The sequence below is a fragment of the Deltaproteobacteria bacterium genome, from assembly GCA_016709225.1.
GTDB lineage: Bacteria > Myxococcota_A > Polyangia > Nannocystales > Nannocystaceae > Xiheibacterium > Xiheibacterium phototrophicum.
On the sequence record JADJEE010000012.1, the window covers coordinates 1,075,300 to 1,095,210 of the forward strand.

The following is a 19,911-nucleotide window of genomic DNA, read 5'->3' on the forward strand; positions in this document are numbered from 1 at the left end:
GTGGCGGTCGAGCCAGCGGCGCCGCCCGAGGCGCTTGGCTGGGGACGCACCACGGCGCCGAAAGTTTCCGGTGCCTCTGCCCTGCAGCGTAGCAGTCAAACCGCGCCGGATCCGGTCTGCGACGGGAACCCAGCGCTGGCGCCGGGCCGGGCCGGGGCGTACAACCTGAGACCTTCATGCGTACGATGGCCGAGCGAGCGATGCCCACAGCCACGGCGGCGACGTCCGTCCCGCACGATCCACGGCACCACGCCGGCGTCTGCTCCCGATACCGCGGCGGACTCGCGACGTTCTCGTTGCTGGCGATGCTCGTCACCGCCGGATGCCGCCGCGATCCCGGTGCGCTGCAGGGCCCCACCACCGGCAACGCCCGCGGGGAGGATGCCGCGGGCCTGCCCGCGTTCGGCAGCGAAGGCGAAGCCATCGGCGAGACCGAGCGCTTCAAGGTCGAGGTCGGCGATGCGCCGGTGCGGGGCAACCCCAACGCGCCGGTGACCGTGGTGATGTTCAGCGACTTCGAGTGCGGCTTCTGCCGGCAGGGCTACCACACGCTGCGCGAGCTCGAGCACCGCTACGAGGGTCGCGTGCGCATCGCCTACAAGGCGTTCCCGCTCGACTTCCACTCCGCCGCGCTGCCGACCGCGATTGCGGCCCGCACCGCGCAGTCGCAGGGCAAGTTCTGGGAGTTCCACGATCGCCTGTTCTCCGATCAGCGGCTCGATCTCGAGCGGCTGTTCGACTACGCCCGCGACGCCGGCATGGACACCGAGGCGCTCGCGAAGGACCTCGACGCGCTGGCGTGGGGCCCCGAGGTGCGCCGCGACATGCGACAGGCCCGCAAGCTCGGCGTCAGCAGCACGCCGACCTTCTTCATCAACGGTCGCATGATCTCGGGCGCGCGTCCGATCGGCGAGATGTCGAGCATCGTCGACGAGGAACTCGAGCTCGCAGACACCTGGCTCGCGCAGGGCGTGGCGCCGTCGGACCTCTATGCCCACGCGATCAACGGCGGCTACTCGGCCGTGCAGTACACCGAGCGTCGCGGCCTCGACCCCGACGGCGTGTTCGTGGTGCCGCTCGGCAAGTCGCCCGCGATCGGCCCCGCGACCGCACCGGTGACGATCGTCGCGTTCGGCGACTTCGAGTGCCCCTTCTGCGCCCGCGGCAACGACGTCATCTCGCGGTTGCGCGCGCGCTACGGCGAGAAGATTCGCCTGGTCCACAAGCACAACCCGCTGCCGTTCCACTCCCACGCCTTCGTGGCCGCGCGGGCGGCCGCAGCCGCCGATGCGCAGGGCAAGTTCTGGCCCTTCCACGACGCGCTCTACGAGACCCGCGCGCACTTCGACGAAGACACCCTCGACACCATCGCCAAGCGCATCGGCCTCGACATGAAGCGATTCCGCCGCGACATGGCGGGCCGCGAGCTCGACCAGGTGGTCGACGACGACCTCGCACTGGGCGCGATGCTCGGTGTGACCGGGACCCCGGCCTACTTCGTCAACGGCCGCCCCATCGAGGGCGCGCTGCCGGAGCTGCACTTCCGCCTCGTCATCGAAGAGGAGCTCGAGCGCGCCGCCACGGCGCTCGAGCGCGGGGTCGAGCCGGCGAAGCTCTACGACACGCTGTGCCGCACACCCATCGAGTGAGCGCGCGAGTTCTCCTTTGACGGCGGCTCGGTACGCGGGCACCTTCGCCGGCGATGCGAACCCGTTCGTCGACGCTGCTGCTCGCCGTGCACCTCCTCGCGTGCGGCCACGAGGGCGCCGCGAACGGCGACACCGAGGCGATCGCGTGCTTGCTGCCGCGCTGCGACAACCCCAGCCCGAAGACCTGCGCGTGTCCCGACGACACCGACGGCGTCGTCACCAACACCGCCACCGACGCGGGTAGCTCGACGACCAGCGGTACCCACGGTGGCAGCTCGGGCACCGGCGACACCTCGGGCACCACCACCACCACCGAGGCCGGCTCGAGCACCACCACCGACGCAGGCTCGTCGAGCGGCGATGGCTCGTCGAGCGGCGATGGCTCGGGCTCCAGCGACGGCTCGAGCAGCGGCGCGTCGAGCTCGAGCGGCGGCTCGGGCAGCAGCAGCGGAGGTCCGGCGTGAACCCGATCAGCAGGCCGTGGAGCAAGCACCTGCCCGACGGGCGCTGGGACTACGTCGTCATCGGCTCGGGCATGGGTGGCATGGTCGCAGCCGCGCTGCTCGCCAAGCTCGGCAAGCGCGTGCTCGTGCTCGAGCAGCACTACGTGCCCGGCGGCTTCACGCACACGTTTCGCCGCAAGGCCTGGAGCTGGGATGTCGGCGTGCATGCGGTCGGCGAGGTCACACGCCACAGCATGTCGGGCCGCCTGCTCGCGGCCATCACCGACGACCGCTTGCAGTGGGCGTCGCTGGGGCCGGTGTACGACGAGTTCCACTACCCTGCGCGCGACGCCGCCGACGGTGACGGCTTTCGCATCGACTTTCCCGACACGCCCGAGGGCTTCCGCGACAACTTGCTGGCCGCGTTCCCGCGCGAGCGCAAGGCGATCGATGGCTATCTCGCGGCGGTGCGTCAGGTCGCCGGCGCGATGAAAGGCTACTACTCGAGTCGGCTGTTGCCCCGCGGTGCGGTCGCATCGCTGGCGGAGCGTACGCTCGCGCGCACCGCCCACGTGCAGCTGCAGCGACGCGTGAAGGACGTCATCGCCGAGCTCACCGACGATCCGCAGCTCGCGTGCGTACTCACCTCGCAGTGGGGCTACTACGGCGCGCCCCCCAGTCGCGCGTCGTTCGCGATGCAGGCGCTCGTCACCCGCCACTTCATCCACGGCGGCTACTACCCTGTCGGTGGGTCCGCGGCGATCGCCCGCGAGCTGCTGCGCACGGTCGCCGACGCCGGCGGCCACACGATGATCCACGCCGACGTCGCGCGGATCGTCGTCGAGCGCGGGCGCGTGGCCGGGGTCGAGCTCGCCGATGGTCGTCGCATCGCGTGCCCGAGGGTGATCAGTGCGGCCGGCGTCGCCTCGACCGTGACACGGTTGCTACCCGCAGAGCTGCAGCACGCCAGCTGGGCCCGCAGCGTCGCCGCGCTCGAGCCGGCACCGGCCCACGTGTGCCTCTACCTCGGCCTGCGCGGTGACATCCGCCGCGCCGGAGCCTCGCCGGCCAACAAGTGGTTCTACGAGCACTGGAGCTCCGAACAAGAGGCGTGGCAGATCGACGGACCCGATCCGCTGCCGCCGGCGCCGGTGCTGTATTGCTCGTTCCCCTCGCTCAAGGATCCGCTCCACGACGCCGGCCCCGAGCAGCTGCACACCGCCGAGGTCGTGACCTTCGTGCCCTGGTCGAGCTTCGCGCCCTATCGCGACCTGCGGTGGCGCAAGCGCGGCGAGGCCTACGAGGCCCTCAAGCAGCGGCTGCACGATCGTCTGCTGGCGCAGCTGCTCGATCACATGCCGCAGCTGCGCGAGCACATCGCCTACAGCGAGCTCTCGACGCCGGTCTCGACCGATCACTTCGTGCGACCGATGCGAGGCTCGATCTACGGCCTCGCGCCGACGCCCGAGCGCTTCGCGACCGAGGCCCTGCGCCCACGCGCGCCGATCGACGGCCTCTTCTTCGCGGGCTCCGAGGTCGCGACCGTCGGCGTCATCGGAGCGGCGATGGGCGGCGTGCTCGCGGCCGTCGCCGCCGAGCCGCTGCGCAGCGTCCGGTGGCTCGCGACCGCCACCCGCAGCCGCCCGGGCCGCGGTTAGGCCCCGCGCGGGGACTCTCCGTCGTATCCGGCCGCAGCCATCACCTGTTCGAGCTTCCCGAAGAGATCCTGGCCGCGACTGTACCCACGCTCCCGGATTCGTTCGAGCAACATCCGCACCCGTGAGAGATCGAGATCCGGGTTGGCACGAAGCAAGACTTGCGCGTCGACGGCGTCCTGGGGCCGTCGTGGCGAGAGCGAGAGCACCTTCATCGCCAGGAGGTCCTCTGCACACGCGACCTTCACGGGCCCGAGTGACTCCATCGTGATGGAGGTGGCAGCGGCAACGATGTCGGCCTCGATGCCGCTACTCGCGGCGATGATGTCGACGAGCACACCCGATGGCGCGAACAATCGGACCGTGGCCGTCCGACCGGCAGTCTCGTGCTCGACGAGCTTGTAGATGTCATACCCCCGCTGTCGCAGCTCGACGATGAGGTCTTCGAGCCCGCGTTGATCGATCGTGATGGCGATGTCGACGTCACGGGTCGTCCTCACCTCACCGCGTACCGAAACCGCCAGCCCACCGACGACGCTGAAGTCGATGCCGAGCTGCCGGAGCGTTTCGGCCATCTCCGACAGAGCGCGAAGCGGACTCGCGTCGAATTCAGACATCGCGCAGCTGCCAGGCCCGAAATGCTGCCGCGAGCTCAGTCGGCGTTGCCTTCGGATGTCGCGCAAGCAGTCTTGCGCGCTCGAGTTCGTACGCCACGCCCATCTGCTGGATCGCTTGCGCGAGCTTGCGCGCCGGCGGCGTTCGCCGAGCGGCGGCGATTGCATCGTTCGCGGACTCGTCGACCGGCGCTCCGGAGACCCACGGCGTGGGACGCCCCGGCATCCAGCCCAGTAGATCCAGCACCGCGTGTCGCCGACCACACGCCGCACACTCGGCCGGTAGCGCGTTGCGGAATCGCGAGGGCAGGCCACACCACTTCGGACCCGGGACCACGGTGATCGCCTCGGCGGTTCGCGACGCGCTCGCGACCGCGGCCTCCTCACGGAGCAGCACCGCGCCCACGTCGGGGAGCTCCCCGAGGGGGCGGAGGCCCTCGACGACGCCCGGCGGCCAGGACATCGGCCAGCGCCGTTCGAGGATCACCAGGCGCCCGCCGCCGCCGCCGGCGAGCTGCTGCGATGCTGCGCGGATCGAGCGAAGCACACGCTTCACGTACAACCCCGTCGTGGGCTGGAGGGACGTGGACTCCACCTCCAGCGCTGCATCGCTCGCGCGCGATCCGAGCACTGAGACGTGGAGGTGAGCGTCGAGCCGATAGTCTCCCGGCAGCGGCCGCTGGGCCAGCAGCTCGCCTACGGCGGTCCCGGCATCGCGGCCCATCGCGCGCGCGTCCTCCACTGCGGGCGGCTTCGCCTGCGCGCAGGCTTCGAGTCGCTCGATCGGCGGACGTATCTGAACGCGCGCCCCAATCTGGACACCGAGGCGCCGTTGCGTCTCCTGCACGGCCGTATCGAATGCTTCCCAGAAAGAGCCGTCGACGCGCGCGAAGGCGGTGTCCTGCTCGCCGTCGTTGAGCTGCTTCACTTCGCACCCGACGAACTCGTCGACGAAGCGCGCGTTGAAGTCCGGCCGCGGTTCCTGCGTTCGATCCACCCATGTGATGTCGCCGCCAAGCGACATGATCAGCGCGGCCGCTCGGAGTTCGGCCGCTGCGGCATCGAAGCGATCGCGTGACGCCGCGGGATTGGTGGCGTCACCGCGCAGCTCGGCTGCGAATCGCCGGGGCTCTGGTACGAGACTCAGGCACCAACCGAGGTGGAGCAACATGCCCACGCCCCCACCGATTGCGTACCAGTACTCGAAGGGGTGTGGCTGGCGTCGCCCATCGGGAAGCTCCGATGCCCACCTGGCGGTGAACACGGAACGCAGCGCGTTGGTCGACGTCGCGGCGACAGCTGCGTCGGCCATGTAGCCGGCCGCGCTGAGCCAGCTCGACGCAAGGTGCCAGCCGCCATCGGACGGCAACAGCCGTCGAGACACCTCGGGGAACGTCGAGACGAGCGGCATCGTCGCAACCGAAGTTTAGCATGACGGATCGCTGGCAACGCTCGCCCCGCCCGCCGCGATCACCCGCAGCTCGACCCGCCGCGATCGAGGCTGGGGCCGAGCTGCGCCTCCCACCATGCGGTCCAGCGCGTGCGCAGGGCCTCGAAGGCGGCGTCGTCGAGGCCGTAGGTGGTGAGGATCGCCTGGCTGCCGCCGTGCGGCCAGCGATCGTTGGCGGGGCGATCGAGGATCACCAGCAGGCCGTCGCCCCAGCCCTGCACGGTGACGCCGAGCTGATGGTTGCCGCGGTGCCACAGCGTGCCGGTGAGGGTCTCGTCGCCGACGACGACCGGCGCGTACGCGTCGCCCGGCCGCAGCGAGCGCTGCACGAGCCCGAGCGCAGCGGCGGCCAGCGCCCCGCCTTCGCGCTGCGGTGAGCCGGCGAGGTAGAGCGTGCGTCGCTGGGCGCCGCGGTGGCGATCGAACGCGAACGCGAGCTGCTGTGCGAAGGCGATCCAGCCCTGGGTCATGTCCTCGAAGACGTCGTCCCAGTCGCTGTCGGCGGTCGGTGCGGGCCGGACCACGCGCACGACACAGGTGCTGCCGTGGTCGATCACCTCGAAGCGATCGCCGAGGCCGAAGCGCAGCACTCGCGCGGCGTCGTCGGCCTGGGCGTGCTCGAGGAAGATGTAGTCGATCTCCTCGCCCAGCGAGTCGGTCTCCCAGCCGAACCAGTCGCGGATCTTCGCGGGCTCACGGAGCGCGCGCCACACCTCTGCCGCAGGCGCGCTGACGGTGACCTCGACCAACGGGCGATCGAAGCTGGGTGGCGTGGGTGAATCGTCGGTCGTGCTCATGCTGGCTCTCACTGCGTGGGGGTTGTGGGCTTGTTGGCCACGGCGGGATGCGCCGCCGCGAGCAGGCGATAGCGACGCGCGCCCCGGCGCGGGGCGAACGAGCGGGCGATCTCCGCCACCGCCTCGGTGAGGGCGGCGGTGAAGCGATCGAAGTCGGCGGGCGAGCTGAAGCCGAGGTCGGCCTCGAGCGTGAGCGTGAGCAGACGCTTGCCCTCGTCGTCGGCGGCCTTGCGCATGCGTGCGACCTCCCGCACCACCTCCGCCGCGGTACGCACCAGATGATCCGATGCGAAGCGATCCTGCGCGTCGACCTCGGCCGGACGCGGCGCGCCGACCAGCGACGGGTCGAGCACGAACGCATCGGCGCAGGCCACCACGATGCGCTCGACGCAGCCGCGACGCTGCCGCTCCTCGACCAGGCGCACCAGGCCCGCGGCCTCGAGCGCGCGCACGTGATAGGCGAGCTTCTGCCGCGGCATGTCCAGCGTCGCCGCCAGCGAGGCCGCCGAGCCAGGCGTGCGCAGGGCCTCGAGCAGACGCCCGCGGATCGGCGTCAACGCGGCGCGGGCCTGCCGGCTGTCGCTGACCAGGGCGATCGCGGCGTCACTCACGATCGGCATCCTGGATTGGAAAACTTTTATTGTCAAACGCAATCGATCGTTGCCCGAGCGTCCTCGACCGAGCGTCCGCGCGTTGGCGCGCGGGCCAGCGCGGCCTCACCCGTGCGAGGCGCAGCGATTGCCGCGCTGCCCCGCGCTCCGGCGACCTACGCTCGGGCGTGTCCGCCGACGCACTCGTCCCCGCCGAAACCGTAGCCCTGCTCGATGGCACCGGACAGCCACGCCTCACCGAAGCCGTGCTGGCCGCGGTCGCCGAGCTCGGCCTGAGCGGGCCACGGCACGATCTGACTGCCGAGGTGTTCGCGCCCTGTCAGGGCTGCTTCGAGTGTTGGACCGATCATCCCGGCACCTGCAAGGCCAACGACGCCGCCAACGGCGTGATGCGCGACGTCATCGGTGCCGAGCTCGTGCTGTGGACCACGCGCATCCGTTTCGGCTGTTGGGGTCCGACGGCGAAGGCAGCACTCGACAAGAGCATCGGCCTGCTCTCGCCATTCTTCGCCACGGTGGAGCGCGAGACCCACCACCGTCGGCGCTACGATCGATATCCGCGCTGGGGTGTCGTCGCGGTGGTGCCACCGGGTACCGGTGACGACGAACGCCAGCTGTTCCGACGGCTGGTGGCACGCAACGCCATCAACGTGCACAGCGACCGGCACGCGGTCGTGTTCGTCGAGGAGAACGCGAGTGTCGAAGAGATCCGCACGAGCGTGCGCGACGCCCTGGTGCAGCTGCGCGCAGGAGCGCCGCTGCCGTTCGCGGCCCAGGCCGCGTTCGCGCCGCGGGATCCCGCCAGCGGCGTGCCGCTCGACCCTGCGCGAGCTCGCCACGCGGTGCTGTGGGTCGGCAGCGCGAAGGCCCACGGCACCAGCTCCTCGGAGTCACTGGGTCGAGCGATGATCGAGCGACTCGCGGCGCGGGGCTGGACCACCGAGGTCGCCCATGTCGCGAAGCTGGTGCGGCTGCGACGCTCGCAATCCTCCGAGCTGGTCGAGACGCTCGCACGCGCCGATCTGATCGTGCTCGCCAGTCCGGTGTATGTCGACTCGCTGCCGGCGTTGGTGCTCGCGGGCTTGGCTCGCCTCGCCGACGCGCCGCTCGGTTCACGACCACCTGCGCTGTTGCCGATCGTGCAGTGTGGCTTCCCCGAGCTGGCGCACACCGTGCTCGCGCTCGAGGTGTTGGCCACTGCCGCGCGGCGCATCGGGTTGCCGTGGGCGGGTCACCTCGCCTTGGGCGGCGGCGGCGTGATCGGTGGTCGCCCACTGGATACGCTCGGCGGGCGCGTGTCCCACCAGACCGCGGCGCTCGACGCCGCCGCCGACGAGCTCGACGCGGGTGCTCCCGTGTCGCCGGCGACCAGCGCACGGTTTGCCAGGACGTTCATCGGCGCGGGCCTCTACCGCGTGCTGGGCGACCTCGGCTGGATCGGCATCGCGATCCGGCATGGCTCGCTGACGAAGCTGTGGCAGCGGCCGTTCGACGACGCGGCGGGATGAACCCTCGGGCGCGCCCGGCACGCCCTCGCCCACGCCTCGAGCGGCGCCCGGACCCGACACGCGTCGAGGTTCGAGCGATGGCCGTGATCACGACGCCCGCTCGCGGGACCAATGGCTGTCATGACCGAGTTCGACCTCTTCGGACACGACGGCAGCATCCTGCGACTGGCCGACCGCTGCAGCGCCGCGACCGACGCACTCGACCCTGCCGACGCCAGGGCCCGCATCGACGAGCTCGACCGCGGCCAGCTGGTGGCGTTGTGGTTCCAGCACGGCTGGGGCTGGGGCGAGCCGCCGCCGACCGGCCAGCTGCGAGCGTGGTGCGCGAACCTGCTCGAGCACGGCTGGTCGGTGCAACGGATCGCGGGCTCGATCAGCATCACCGCACCGTGCGAGGTCGAGCGCGCCGCGCCGTTCCTGCATGAGCTCACCGACGTCGTGCCACCGCGCACGCGCGAGGTGACGTTGCACCTGTTCGATCGTCGGGGGCGTCGGCTGCATGGCGCGGCGTACGAGGCCGAGTTCGACGGCGGCCACATGAGCGGCGTCAGCGACGACGGTGCCGTGGTCCTCACCGTGCCTGCGGCGACGCGGCTGGTCGCGCTGCGTTGGGGTCGCCCCGACGGCGACCGGCCCGAGGGCGTGTCACCCCTCGAGTTCAGCTCGCGGGTCTACGTCGAGCTCGAGGCCAGCGGTAACACCGACGAAGCCCTACGCCGCAAGCTCCACAACCTCGGACGCGGCCATCGACGGCTCGATGTCGCGGTCGCGTCGTTCCAGGCCTGCAGCGGAGCACGGATCACCGGCCGCAGCGAGGACGCGTCGCCGTTCGTCGAGGCCCGCCACGGCAGCGCCGAGCCGTTGACGCCGGAGGACCGCGCATCGTGACCGATCCGATCCCCGCGGTGCCGCCGACCTTCCTCCTGCGAATGCGCCTGCAGACCGCCCGCGGTGCGACCGATCCCTTCGTGCGACGATCGGCACGGATCGACTGGGGCACCCGGCGACACATCGCCGAGACCAACGACGACGGCGATCTGTGCCAGCGGGTCGACGGCCGGCTCGAAGAGGGCGTACCGGTCGATGCCACCTACGACACCGGCACGCTCTACCTGGGCAACACCGGCGACGACGGCTTCGTGGCGAAGATCGCGGTGCCGCTGCGGCGCAACGACCTCCCCGAGCCGTCGGCGACGCCCGACGACGCGGCCGCGCACGAACTCAGCTGGCGACTCGCCAACCTCGGCTGGTGCACCGACGACCTCTTCGATGCGCTCACGCGGTTCCTCTTCGCGCACGACATGACGCATCACGGTGAGGACCGCCATCGCTTCGGCGACTGGACCTCCGCCGGCGACGTGCTGTGCGACGCCGAGCTGCGCGATCGACTGCTGACCCACGTGGCCGCGCTGCACGACGGATCCGACGCATGAGCCTGGTCGATCGAAGCCCGAGCGCTCCACAGCTCGCGCCCGAGCTCTACGGCTCGCGACGCAGCGACGCCCACGCCACCCGCGTCCACGCCGCCCACGTCCGCGATGGCGTGCGCAGCACCTTCGTCGTGCCGGGTGACTGGCCCGAGGACACCCATCAGTGGCATGCCGACGGCATGAGCACCTACTCGACCAAGGACGACAACGCGGTCGAGTTCTACACCGATGGCGCCTCGACCTACGCGGCGATGGTCGAAGCGCTCGGCACCGCCACCGGCGCCGGACACTTCGTGCTCCTGGTCGGCTGGACCTGCTACGACGACTTTCCGCTGACGTCGGCGAGCGACGATCGTGCGGGCGCACTGGCGGGGCAGAGCCTGCGCGAGATCCTGATCTCCCGTGCGACCGAAGGCGTGGTCGTCCGCGTGTTGCTGTGGAACAACTGGTTCACGACCGGCCCGGCGCGTGTGCCGGGCTCCGACAGCACCGCTGGCTCGGTGATGCCGGCGATGCGCGCGACGTGGATGGCGCTCGACCGCGCGGCCGGTGACCTGCGCTGCGCCATCGACGACGGCACGCGCCTGCGTGGCTCGCATCACCAGAAGCTACTCATCGTCGCCGGCGCGGAGGGGCTGATCGCCTTCTACGGCGGTGTGGACGTGAACCCCGACCGCGTGGGCTCGGGCCGCATGCACGACGTGCACGCCCGGGTGAGAGGACGGGCCGCCGAAGACCTGCTCGCGCTCGCGAAGCTGCGCTGGGCCCACCGTGTCGACCCCGACGGGCCCGACGTGTTCGGCGAGGTGGCGGATCTCGTGCACGGCGCGCCCACGCCGATCGAGGACCTGCGTGCGACCGCCGAGGACGCCGGGACGACGCGGGTGAAGATCGTGCAGACCGTGGGCAATCCTGCGATCGCTCGGCTGTCCTCGGAGTACACCGATCTGTGGCCTTCGATCGCGCACGCGCTCCGGCGCGCGCGTCACTTCGTGTACCTCGAGGACCAGTACTTCTGGAGCCTCGATGCCGCGCGCGAGCTCGCCGACGCGCTCGAGCACATCGCGCATCTGACGATCCTGCTCCCCCACGGCGAAGCCGCCTCGTCGCACGCGGCCGAGACGTGGGCGGAGCAGGCCACGACCGACCTCGTCAGCGCCGCCGATCTGCGCCACGCCGCGCTCTCCGCCCTCTTCCGCGAGGCCGGCGGACATCGCCACAAGATCGGCGTGTACCAGCGCAACGTCGCGCCGGAGTACATCCACGCCAAGACCTGGATCATCGACGACGAGCTCGCGATCGTCGGCTCGGCCAACTGCAACCGCCGCGGCTACGGCCACGACAGCGAGGTCGCCGGGGTCTCGCTCGATCGCATCCATGCGCCATGGCACCGGCTGGAATTCACGGGTGCCCACGCGCTGCGCATGCGCCTGTGGCGGGCGCACCTCGGCATCGAAGGCGCGCGACTGGTCGATGGCGTGGGCGCAGCGGCCTACTGGCGTGCGCCGCCACGCTCGGCCCAGATCGGTGACTACATGGTGCCCGAGGCCGACACCGAGGTGCCGATCGCGACGTGGGCCGCGCGGCACTCCGGCGCGCCCTTCCCCGACTCGGCGTTCATCGACCCAGCGGCGTGAGCTTCGAAGCTGCGTTCAGCAGTCCTGCACCACCGCGACTTCGCCCTCGCAGTACCAGTTGTCGCCGTTCGCATCGCAGCACCCGCCGAGATCGAGTGCACCGCACGGTGCGCCCTCGACGAGCCCGACGGGGCAGTCGATGGGGACCTGCTGCGTCGGCTCGGCGCCGACGAAGCCGCACGCGTAGTAGGCGTTCAGATCATCCCAGCCGCAGGTCCCCGAGGCGCCGGAACTCGTCGAGCCGGCGGTGCCGTCGGCGCTCGTCGAGCCGGTACCCGTGCTGCCATCCGCCGAGCCACTCGCGCCATCGGTCGCACTCGTGCCATCGGTCGCACTCGCCGACGCCGTTGCGGAGTCGGTCGCACTCGCCGACGCCGTTGCGGAGTCGGTCGCGCTCGCCGACGCCGTTGCGGAGTCGGTCGCGCTCGCCGATGCCGTCGCACTCTCGGTCGCGCTCGCCGACGCCGAAGCACTCTCGGTCGCGCTCGCCGACGCCGAAGCCGTGGACGAATCGGCACCGGCATCGTCACCTCCGCAGGCGAGGCACGCGAACATTAGCGAGAGGGAGCAAGACGAACGGACGAGCCTCGACATGTGCCCGCGTACGCTAGCAGGAGGCGCGGCGCGTGCCCGCGCACGTGGCCGTCAGCGGTCCGCGCAGTCATTGCAGCGCGGCCCCGCCCACGCCATCCGCGCCAGGGTGGACGGCAAGGACTCTAGTCGTCGCACGTCACGCGCGGGACCGGGAGGCCGCCGTCGTCGAGCGCGACTGCGCCCCAGGTGCTGCCATCGAGCTGGGTCGCGGCGGGCGTGTCGAGCACGCCCTCGGCCGAGCCGCAGGGCCCGCCGCCGGCCGCGAGGTCGCCGGTCAGGGCGATCACACCGACGCGCTCCATACCGAGGATCGGATCTGCCGCCGCCGGCACGACGAAGGGATCGAAGCGCACCGTGAACGCAGGTGTCATGAAGCCGATGATCTCACCCTCGACCGGCTCGCCGAGCGGCTCACGCGGCGCGCTCGTGCTGCCGACGTCGAGCGACAACGGCTGCAGCGACGCCGTGAGCACGCCGTCGACGACGTCGAGCTGCGCAATGAACTGCAGCGGCAGCGTGGGATCCTCGGGCATCGCGATCGACAGCAGGTAGCCACCGCCACCGCCCGAGCCGCCGACGTCGTAGCGCACGCCGCCCGTGGCGGCGCCAGAGCTGCTGTCAGCACCGCCACCCGAGCTGTCACCACCCGTGGTGGTCATGCCGACCGTCGTGCCGATGCCGCTCGATTCACCGTCGTCGCCCGGCGGCGAGCTCGAACACGCCGCGCCGAGCAGCAACACCAGCGGGATCAGCGGGTCGACGAAGCGCATGGACATCATGCGACCACAGCCTCGGCGTGGACGCCAGCCCGCACGGCGGATGCGGTGCACACCCTCGCGTGCGGGCGATGACGGCCGCTCACTTCGTGATGGGCTTGGTCGACGCGTCGGGCGTCTTCTCGGCCTTCACACCACCGACCACCGCGGCCTTGGCAGGCTTGGCCGGGCGCACGAACTTGAGGGTCATGCGATCGCTCTCGCCGATGGCGGTGTACTTGTCCTTGTCCTTGTCGCCCTCGGCGTAGGTCGGCGGCAACGTCCACACGCCCTTGGGGTAGTCCTTGGTGTCCTTGGGGTTGGCGTTGATCTCGGACTTGCCCGCGAGCTTGAAGCCGGCGGCCTCGACCTGTTGGATCAGCCACGCCTCGGGGACATAGCCCTTGTCGGCGCTCTGCATCGGGTCGGCGCCCTCGGGCGCGCGATGCTGCTCGATGGCCAGGATGCCGCCGGGCTTGAGGGTCTCGTTGGCCTTGGTGAGGAACACGTCGAACTTGCCGCTGCGCACGAGGTTGTGGGTCATGCGCATGACCAGGATCATGTCGAGCGAGCCGGCCGGGCCCATGTCGTAGGCGCCGGGCGCGGTCGGGATGCGCTCGACCTTGCCGTACAACGCCGGCGCCGCGTCGAGCAGGACCTCGGTCGCACGCGCGTAGTACTTCACCTGATCGTCGTCGGAGTTCTTGTCCATCATGCCGACCGCGAGCTGGCCCTTCGCGGCGAGCATCGGCGCCAGCAGCTCGGTCCACCAACCGCCGCCGGGGCCGACCTCGTAGACGTGCATGGTCGGCTTGACGCCGAAGAAGCCCAGCGTCTTGGCGGGGTGCCGGTATTGATCGCGCTCGGGGTTGCCGGGCTTGCGGTGTGGGCTCTTCAGGATCTGGTTCATCGCCTGCTCGACGCCGCGCCACTTGGTGGCGCTCAGCTTCTCGACGCCGGCGGTCATCTCGGGGGTCCAGCGCGCCTGCTCGGCCTTGAACTGCGCCTCGAGCTCGGCCATCGCGGCCTCGTACTGCTTCTTGGCCTCGGCCTTGGGATCGGGCTTGGGCTCCTCGATGGGCTTGGTCGCGGGCTCGGCCTGCTCGACCGGCTTGCCGGCCGACGGATCGGCGACGGCGGTGTCGTTGGGGTTCGAGCTCGAGGTCGACGCCTGCACCGTGCACGCGAGTGCGGCGAGGGTGAACAGGGAGACGAGACGGACAGGACTGCGCATGACGATGAACTCCAAGGGCCGAGTGGGGCCCGGGCAGTCCATACACCACCTGCACCAGGCATGGAACACCCGCGCGCTCGAGAGATCCCCAAGGCTCACGATCATCGCCATGCGGACGGATCCACTGGCAGGGGCGATCACTGCTTTGCCAGCGCGTGTCAGCGCGCGGCGCCGACCACCGACCGGGACGCCCCCTACGGCGCGTCGGACTCCCACCAGCGCCAGTCGACCGCACCGCCGCCCAGCACTCGCTCGCCGCTGCGACGGTACAGCTGCCCATCGCCGACGACCAGCCATGCGCCATCCGACGAGAACGCCATCCGTGAGGTCGGCGCGTCGTTCGCGAGCGCGACCTCGGTCGGTGCGCCATCGCCGAACTCGGTGAGCGCGACGTCGCGGCCGTAGTCACTCGTGCCGTCGTTGCGTGCGTAGGCGACCGCGGTGCCATCGGGCACGACGGCGATGCTGTCGATCGAGCTCGGGTTCACCTCGGAGGAGGTGGGCGAGGTCTCGGTGATCTGCACGCCCGCATCGAGGCCGCCCGGTGCGAGCACGTGGCGCCACAGCGAAGTGCGGTCCTCCCAGTACTCGGCGCCGTTGCGGATGCCCAGCGTGTAGATCTGATCGCCTGCCCGCGACACCGCGAACGTCGCCGAATTGCCGATGAGTGGGCTCGGCAACGGCACCGCCACCACCTCGGGCGAGCCGGACGAGAAGCCGACGACCTTGGTCACACCTTGGTCGACGAAGGCGAGGTGACGCCTGTCTGCGGACACCTGCGGAATGACCGTGCCCGACGCCGACAGTGGCTCGGGGACACCGGCCTCACCACCCGCGAAGGCGACCCAGAACAGGTCGTTGGTCGGGCTGGCGGCTCGGTACACGGCACCGCCATCGGCCGTGAGCACGCCGAGGTCGATGCCGGCCGCGAGTGTGACGGGCGCTTGCAGACCGTCGGGCCCCAGCGCGCGCCCGACCAGATCGTAGATCCCGTCGTCGCCGATGCGGAGCACCACCGCATCGCCGGTGAAGCCGACGACGGCGCAGCGTTCGACCTCGTCGTCGTAGGCGGCGGTCCAGGTGTTGGTGACGAGGCTCGCGACGTGGCACGTCCGCGCGCCGAGCGGTCCGAACTCGCCGGCGACGTGCGTGCCGGCAGCATGGATCGTGCCGAGCTCGATCGACGGCGTCGATCCAACGAGCTCGACCGGCTCGCCATGGCTCGTCGGCCCGACGTCGATGCGATAGCTGGTCTGCGTCGTGACCACCACCAGCACGCCGGCCACCGACGCCCACGCGAGGTCGGTCACGTCGCCGTCGAGCGCGATCGTGGCCGCGGTGCCCTCGGCACCGACCTGGGCGCGTGCGAGCCACAACGCGGCGGGCGCGTCGGCCGACGCCCGGGCCCGTAGCGCCACGAACTCCGTGCCGCTCAGCACCTCGAACCCTTCGACCACGGCGGTCGGCGCGAGCTCGGGATGGAGGTCGCGCGTTTCGAGCTCGCCGCCGTCGCCGAGTTCGACGAATCCCAGGCGCCTGCCGCCCTCGGGGAGGTCCCGTAGCCACAACAGCCGCGGCGGGAAGTCGACCGTGGGCTGCTCGCCGCCGCTCGAGTCGGCGACGCCGGTCGAGTCCTCACCGAGCGTCGCCCCCGACTCGCTGCTCGCTTCGCCGCCCGACGTCGGCGACGCCGCGCTCGGCCCACACCCCACGAGCGCCGCGCAACATGCAACACCGCGACCCCAACGACCACACGCCAACCCAAGCATCACCTCTCCCATGGTCGCCGAGGTGGCGATTCATGACGCGGGGTCGAAAATCGGGGGGTCGAATCGCGCGCCGGACCCAAGGCCGTGCCTACAGCTGCGGCCCGCCGTACATGTAGCGCCACGCCGGATCGAACACGTAGAGGCCGTCTTGCTGCGGCGAGTCGGGCGAGACGCACACCGAGCAGTGCGGGTAGCCATTGGGCACCGACGTCACCAGCCGCCGCGCGTCGCCGTAGGGCGGCATCGCGTCGTCGATGCTGGTCGGCACGCCGAGCATGCCGGCGGCGTCCCACGCCGAGAGGATGCCGTCGTACTGGTCGTCGTCGCTGTGCGCGAGCCCGTAGAACTCGCTCACCGGCGTGACCGAGCTGTCGTCGACCTCCCACCAGCCACCGGAGTGCATGACCACGCGGTGGAACGCGCGCCGCGTGCCGAACAGGCCGCTGCTCGACGCACCGTGGGAGATGCCGGCGATGATCACGTGCTCGTAGCGGAGGTTGTCGTTCTCGTCGAGGTACCAGCCCCAGTCGCCGCCGGGGTGCTCCTGCGCGAGGTACTTGAGCATCGTGACCACACGCCCCTCGGCGCTATCGGCCCGCGATGCGACGATCACATTCGAAGTGTCCTCACCCGTCAGCGCCTCCCAGCGGGTGTCGGTGTTGCAGCTGCCGCCCTGGCCGCCGCAATCCCAGCGGTTGTTGTAGTGGGGCTCGACCACGTGGAAGCCCCAGCTCGCGATCTGCCGGCCATGATTGCGCCACGACGCCGGCGTGTTGGTGTACCCCGACAGGAAGAACACCAGCTTGCCGATCGGCTCGGCGCGGGTGTCGAGGTGGGCATACTGCAGCTCGAGGTTGTCGACGACGCTGGGATCGAGCACCGCGGGATCGAGCTCGAACTCGTAGAGCTGCGGATCGCTGACATCGACGTCGGGACCGTCGGAACCACCGGTGCTCGAGCCGCTCGAGTCCGCTGAGGCGGTGCCTTCGCCGGAGCTGGCGTCGCTGGTCGCACTCGCGGTGGTCATGGCGGTGGTGCTGGCGGTCGAACCGCCGTTGGTCGCCGAACCGGCGGTGGTCGCGGTGCCCGACGACGAGCTCGCGGCGCCGGTCGAGTCACCACCGTCACCGTTCGCGGGGTCGCTCGCGCAACCGATGGTCAAGAGCACTCCGAGGAACGTCGCGCGCCGCATGTCCGCAGGATATCCGACCCGACCGCGACGACGCGCACCGCGTGCCGCATCGATCGGGTCGAAGTGCACGCGGCCGTGATCACGACGTGGGCAAGCGAACACGATCGATCGTGCGAGGCGCGGGCTCGCTCACCCGCTTGCCCGCGCCCGCACACCCGTCACGGCAACGCCGGGCCGCCACCGCCTCCGGGGCCGCCACCGCCTCCGGGGCCGCCACCGCCTCCGCCCGGCATCACCGGGCCGCAGCCCGGCAGCATCGGATTGCGGAGCCACTTCCACGCCACCTCGTCGAAGCTGTCGTAGCAAGGATCCGCCGGCCGCTCGAGCGGTGCGCTCATCGTCACGACGTAGCCAGCGGCGCGCTCGATGTGCTCGCCGCTCTCGAGATCGACGATGCTCGAGGTCGCGGTCACGCGCCAGTGCCGGGTGACGCTCTGGTGTGCCGCGAGCTGGGCCGGCGAGCCGGTGGTGGGCAGCACCAGCGGGCACGTGTCGTTCACGCCGACGCAGACCCACGGCAGGTCGATCGGCTCACCATCGGCGTCGATCTCCTGCGCGGCGAGATCGAACCACGTGCCGCGCATGCGCAGCGCGCCGCCCTCGACCAAGATCTCCGCATCGCCACCATCGGCGATGTAGCCCGGCTCGAGCACGATCGGCGTGCCGGCGACGGCGAGCCGCACCGGCAGCGCGGTCAGCTCGTCGAGACCCCAGAGGTCCTCGGTGAGGGTCATCTGCGGATCCGCATAGCCGAACCCGATACGCCGCTGGGTGCGGCCCTCGGCGTCCACCAGCGTCTGCGCGCCGAGGTACGACGGCATGCTGGGGATGTCGAACACCAACGGCTCCGCGGCGGCGAACTGGTTGGCGCGCGGCAGCAGCGGCCCCACGAGCAGCGTGAACGAGCCATCGAGGGTGATGGGTCCGTCGGCCTGCACGTCGGGTGCGATGCCGAGGCGGGGACCGGCGGCTGCAGGGCCGCGAGCGCCGGCGGCCAGCACCTCGGTGTGCGCGTCGTCCTCGTCGGCGAGTGCGGCGATGAGCAGCGCGACGAAGCCAATCACGCCCGCGATCGCGATCCAACGTGCGATGCGCTCGAGACACTGGATGAGGAAGTGGAGCTGCTCGCGGTGATTGTCCACGCGCGGGAGCACGAGCGTGAGCGCGGTCTCGTACTGCGGCACGAGCTGCGGAATCCCGTACACCGCACCCGCAGCGGCGAGCACGGCGATTCGAGCCGCGCCCGCGCGGCCGATCGCGGCGTGGCCCACCGTGATCATGGTGAGCGCCGTCGCGGGTGCGAACAGCGGCCACAGCGGCGGACCTGCAGGGGCGCCCAGGCGCGCGGCCGCAGCGAGGTTGCGCAGGTGATCGACCAACACCACCGAGAGCGTTGCGAGCTGGGCGGCCGCCTGCAGCGCGGGCCATGCTTCGAACGCCACCAGGTCCTCCGCACGGATGGCGGCGGCCGTGCACGCCTGTGACTCGGCGGGGACCTGGATCTCCTCGCAGACGAGGGCCCCTTCGGCCAGCGAGGTCTGCAGCAGCGAGAGCGAGAACAACGCGACCACGTTCGCGAGCATGTAGTTGTCGAGCTGGGTCGGACACAACCGCCGCGCCCACCACGCTTGACCGCCTGCCCACGCGGCCTGCGGTCCGGGACCACCGGCCTGGACGTCGGGCGCAGCGGCCAGATCGAGCAACGGCTCGGGCAACGGCTCGGGCAACGGCTCGGCGGCGCCATCGACATCGGGCGTGGCCGCCAGCGCATCCGCACAACTGGGCCTCGCGCTCGCGTCCTCGAGCATCGCCTGCAGCAGCGCGCCGCTCGCCGTGCCTGCCGGCACGCCCGGCTCGGCGCTGTCGAACTGCACCCACGGCAGCTCGCCGTTGGCCTCGCCGTCCGCTCCTGCGGCCGCCAGCGTCAGCGTGAAGTCGACGTAGCGATCGGCCTCGACGGACGGTCGCATCTCGAGCTCGAGCTCGAGGTGATCCACGCGTGGATCGAGGGCGGCCGTGCCGGTGGCTGCAACCGTCGACGTGCGCTCGGGCATGGGCCAGTGCGCGGGGTCGGGATCGAGCCCGAACAGGCTCGGGTCCGGCAGCGGTGGCGTGCTGGGAGCGCCCGCGACCACGTCGTACGCGGGCACGGCCGGGTGCCGCGACGGTGTCGCGCCATCGCGCTCGGGGGCCTCACCGGCGTCGTCGGTCTCGACGACGTCGTCGTCGTCGTCTTCGATCTGCGCGGTGTGGGCTCGCTCGCTGCAGCCGGGGATCGCCACGGCCGCAGTGGTGATCGAAAGCAGCATCGCCATCGCGCGTGCCGCCAGGCCAGTCGCTCGCCCGAGGCACTGGGGTGGGGGTTCTCTCGTCGTCATGACCTCGTCCTCTCCAGGGTTGCGGCTGGCGCAGTTGCCACCGCCGCGGCCTACGTCCGACGACACCCCACGATCGATCAGCGCCGAGCGCCCAGAGCCCTGCCCGCACCGACGCCGAGAGAATCGCGGCCGACCCTGATCGATCGCCCACCCTCGCCGGACCTATCCCGCGATGCGGATCGACCACGGGCGCGC

Annotated in this window: 17 protein-coding genes; 7 read left to right on the plus strand and 10 right to left on the minus strand. The window is 71.1% G+C overall.

Translation table 11 applies throughout. The annotated features are described in order from the left end of the window. The first annotated feature begins 200 nt into the window (after positions 1-200). Genes IPH07_29410 through IPH07_29420 form a run of 3 tightly spaced genes read left to right on the plus strand, consistent with a single transcriptional unit; the run spans position 201 to position 3,750 of the window. The gene (locus IPH07_29410; GenBank protein ID MBK6921553.1) at positions 201-1,649 is read left to right on the plus strand and encodes a thioredoxin domain-containing protein; all 1,449 of its coding nucleotides are present in this window, start codon (positions 201-203) and stop codon (positions 1,647-1,649) included. A gap of 53 nt (positions 1,650-1,702) precedes the next feature. Next, on the plus strand, positions 1,703-2,113 hold the full coding sequence (locus tag IPH07_29415) for a hypothetical protein (GenBank protein ID MBK6921554.1): 411 nt from the start codon (positions 1,703-1,705) through the stop codon (positions 2,111-2,113). Further along, positions 2,110-3,750 carry an NAD(P)/FAD-dependent oxidoreductase gene (locus IPH07_29420; protein MBK6921555.1) on the plus strand — a complete coding sequence of 547 codons (1,641 nt, stop codon included), beginning with the start codon at positions 2,110-2,112 and terminating at the stop codon, positions 3,748-3,750. The genes IPH07_29415 and IPH07_29420 overlap by 4 nt, the downstream gene beginning before the upstream one ends. Here the strand turns inward: IPH07_29420 and IPH07_29425 are convergent. The 4 genes from IPH07_29425 to IPH07_29440 all read right to left on the minus strand — a co-directional run bounded on the left by IPH07_29425 (position 3,747) and on the right by IPH07_29440 (position 7,228). Continuing rightward, positions 3,747-4,322 (minus strand): nucleotidyl transferase AbiEii/AbiGii toxin family protein, encoded by a 576-nt coding sequence (locus tag IPH07_29425; GenBank protein MBK6921556.1) that lies wholly within the window; start codon positions 4,320-4,322, stop codon positions 3,747-3,749. The two genes, IPH07_29420 and IPH07_29425, sit on opposite strands and share 4 nt — an antisense overlap. Positions 4,323-4,356: 34 nt before the next feature. After that, a complete protein-coding gene (locus IPH07_29430; GenBank protein ID MBK6921557.1) occupies positions 4,357-5,730 on the minus strand; it encodes a hypothetical protein in 1,374 nt (457 codons plus the stop codon). A 101-nt stretch (positions 5,731-5,831) separates the two neighbouring features. Next, on the minus strand, positions 5,832-6,608 hold the full coding sequence (locus IPH07_29435) for a hypothetical protein (GenBank protein MBK6921558.1): 777 nt from the start codon (positions 6,606-6,608) through the stop codon (positions 5,832-5,834). Positions 6,609-6,616: 8 nt separating this feature from the next. Then, entirely contained in the window at positions 6,617-7,228 is a 612-nt protein-coding gene (locus IPH07_29440) for a helix-turn-helix transcriptional regulator (GenBank protein MBK6921559.1), read from the minus strand. Positions 7,229-7,386: 158 nt separating this feature from the next. Between IPH07_29440 and IPH07_29445 the strand changes: the two genes are divergently transcribed. The 4 genes from IPH07_29445 to IPH07_29460 all read left to right on the plus strand — a co-directional run bounded on the left by IPH07_29445 (position 7,387) and on the right by IPH07_29460 (position 11,794). Then, a complete protein-coding gene (locus IPH07_29445) occupies positions 7,387-8,727 on the plus strand; it encodes an NAD(P)H-dependent oxidoreductase (GenBank protein MBK6921560.1) in 1,341 nt (446 codons plus the stop codon). A 120-nt stretch (positions 8,728-8,847) separates the two neighbouring features. After that, complete coding sequence (locus IPH07_29450; protein ID MBK6921561.1) at positions 8,848-9,615, plus strand: hypothetical protein; 768 nt, start codon at positions 8,848-8,850, stop codon at positions 9,613-9,615. Continuing rightward, a complete protein-coding gene (locus IPH07_29455; protein ID MBK6921562.1) occupies positions 9,612-10,160 on the plus strand; it encodes a hypothetical protein in 549 nt (182 codons plus the stop codon). Before IPH07_29450 ends, IPH07_29455 begins: the two co-directional genes overlap by 4 nt. After that, positions 10,157-11,794, plus strand: a complete 1,638-nt coding sequence (locus IPH07_29460; GenBank protein MBK6921563.1) for a hypothetical protein — start codon at positions 10,157-10,159, stop codon at positions 11,792-11,794. Before IPH07_29455 ends, IPH07_29460 begins: the two co-directional genes overlap by 4 nt. 15 nt (positions 11,795-11,809) lie before the next feature. Here the strand turns inward: IPH07_29460 and IPH07_29465 are convergent, their stop codons facing one another. The 6 genes from IPH07_29465 to IPH07_29490 form a co-directional block, all read right to left on the minus strand. Continuing rightward, a complete protein-coding gene (locus tag IPH07_29465; GenBank protein MBK6921564.1) occupies positions 11,810-12,349 on the minus strand; it encodes a hypothetical protein in 540 nt (179 codons plus the stop codon). 161 nt (positions 12,350-12,510) lie between these two features. Further along, entirely contained in the window at positions 12,511-13,167 is a 657-nt protein-coding gene (locus tag IPH07_29470; GenBank protein MBK6921565.1) for a hypothetical protein, read from the minus strand. 79 nt (positions 13,168-13,246) lie between these two features. Continuing rightward, the gene (locus tag IPH07_29475; GenBank protein ID MBK6921566.1) at positions 13,247-14,377 is read right to left on the minus strand and encodes a class I SAM-dependent methyltransferase; all 1,131 of its coding nucleotides are present in this window, start codon (positions 14,375-14,377) and stop codon (positions 13,247-13,249) included. A gap of 194 nt (positions 14,378-14,571) precedes the next feature. Continuing rightward, the gene (locus IPH07_29480) at positions 14,572-16,089 is read right to left on the minus strand and encodes a hypothetical protein (protein MBK6921567.1); all 1,518 of its coding nucleotides are present in this window, start codon (positions 16,087-16,089) and stop codon (positions 14,572-14,574) included. A 145-nt stretch (positions 16,090-16,234) separates the two neighbouring features. After that, complete coding sequence (locus tag IPH07_29485; GenBank protein MBK6921568.1) at positions 16,235-17,338, minus strand: hypothetical protein; 1,104 nt, start codon at positions 17,336-17,338, stop codon at positions 16,235-16,237. Positions 17,339-17,496: 158 nt separating this feature from the next. Further along, entirely contained in the window at positions 17,497-19,716 is a 2,220-nt protein-coding gene (locus IPH07_29490; protein MBK6921569.1) for a hypothetical protein, read from the minus strand. Positions 19,717-19,911: the final 195 nt, after the last annotated feature.

What these genes read in the sequence shown, in the direction of transcription:
- IPH07_29410 (MBK6921553.1), top strand. Translation starts at nt 201, where the DNA reads ATGCCCACAGCCACGGCGGCGACGTCCGTCCCGCACGATCCACGGCAC.
- IPH07_29415 (MBK6921554.1), top strand. Translation starts at nt 1,703, where the DNA reads ATGCGAACCCGTTCGTCGACGCTGCTGCTCGCCGTGCACCTCCTCGCG.
- IPH07_29425 (MBK6921556.1), bottom strand. Translation starts at nt 4,322, where the DNA reads ATGGCCGAAACGCTCCGGCAGCTCGGCATCGACTTCAGCGTCGTCGGT.
- IPH07_29435 (MBK6921558.1), bottom strand. Translation starts at nt 6,608, where the DNA reads ATGAGCACGACCGACGATTCACCCACGCCACCCAGCTTCGATCGCCCG.
- IPH07_29440 (MBK6921559.1), bottom strand. Translation starts at nt 7,228, where the DNA reads ATGCCGATCGTGAGTGACGCCGCGATCGCCCTGGTCAGCGACAGCCGG.
- IPH07_29450 (MBK6921561.1), top strand. Translation starts at nt 8,848, where the DNA reads ATGACCGAGTTCGACCTCTTCGGACACGACGGCAGCATCCTGCGACTG.
- IPH07_29460 (MBK6921563.1), top strand. Translation starts at nt 10,157, where the DNA reads ATGAGCCTGGTCGATCGAAGCCCGAGCGCTCCACAGCTCGCGCCCGAG.
- IPH07_29465 (MBK6921564.1), bottom strand. Translation starts at nt 12,349, where the DNA reads ATGTTCGCGTGCCTCGCCTGCGGAGGTGACGATGCCGGTGCCGATTCG.
- IPH07_29470 (MBK6921565.1), bottom strand. Translation starts at nt 13,167, where the DNA reads ATGATGTCCATGCGCTTCGTCGACCCGCTGATCCCGCTGGTGTTGCTG.
- IPH07_29475 (MBK6921566.1), bottom strand. Translation starts at nt 14,377, where the DNA reads ATGCGCAGTCCTGTCCGTCTCGTCTCCCTGTTCACCCTCGCCGCACTC.
- IPH07_29485 (MBK6921568.1), bottom strand. Translation starts at nt 17,338, where the DNA reads ATGCGGCGCGCGACGTTCCTCGGAGTGCTCTTGACCATCGGTTGCGCG.
- IPH07_29490 (MBK6921569.1), bottom strand. Translation starts at nt 19,716, where the DNA reads ATGACGACGAGAGAACCCCCACCCCAGTGCCTCGGGCGAGCGACTGGC.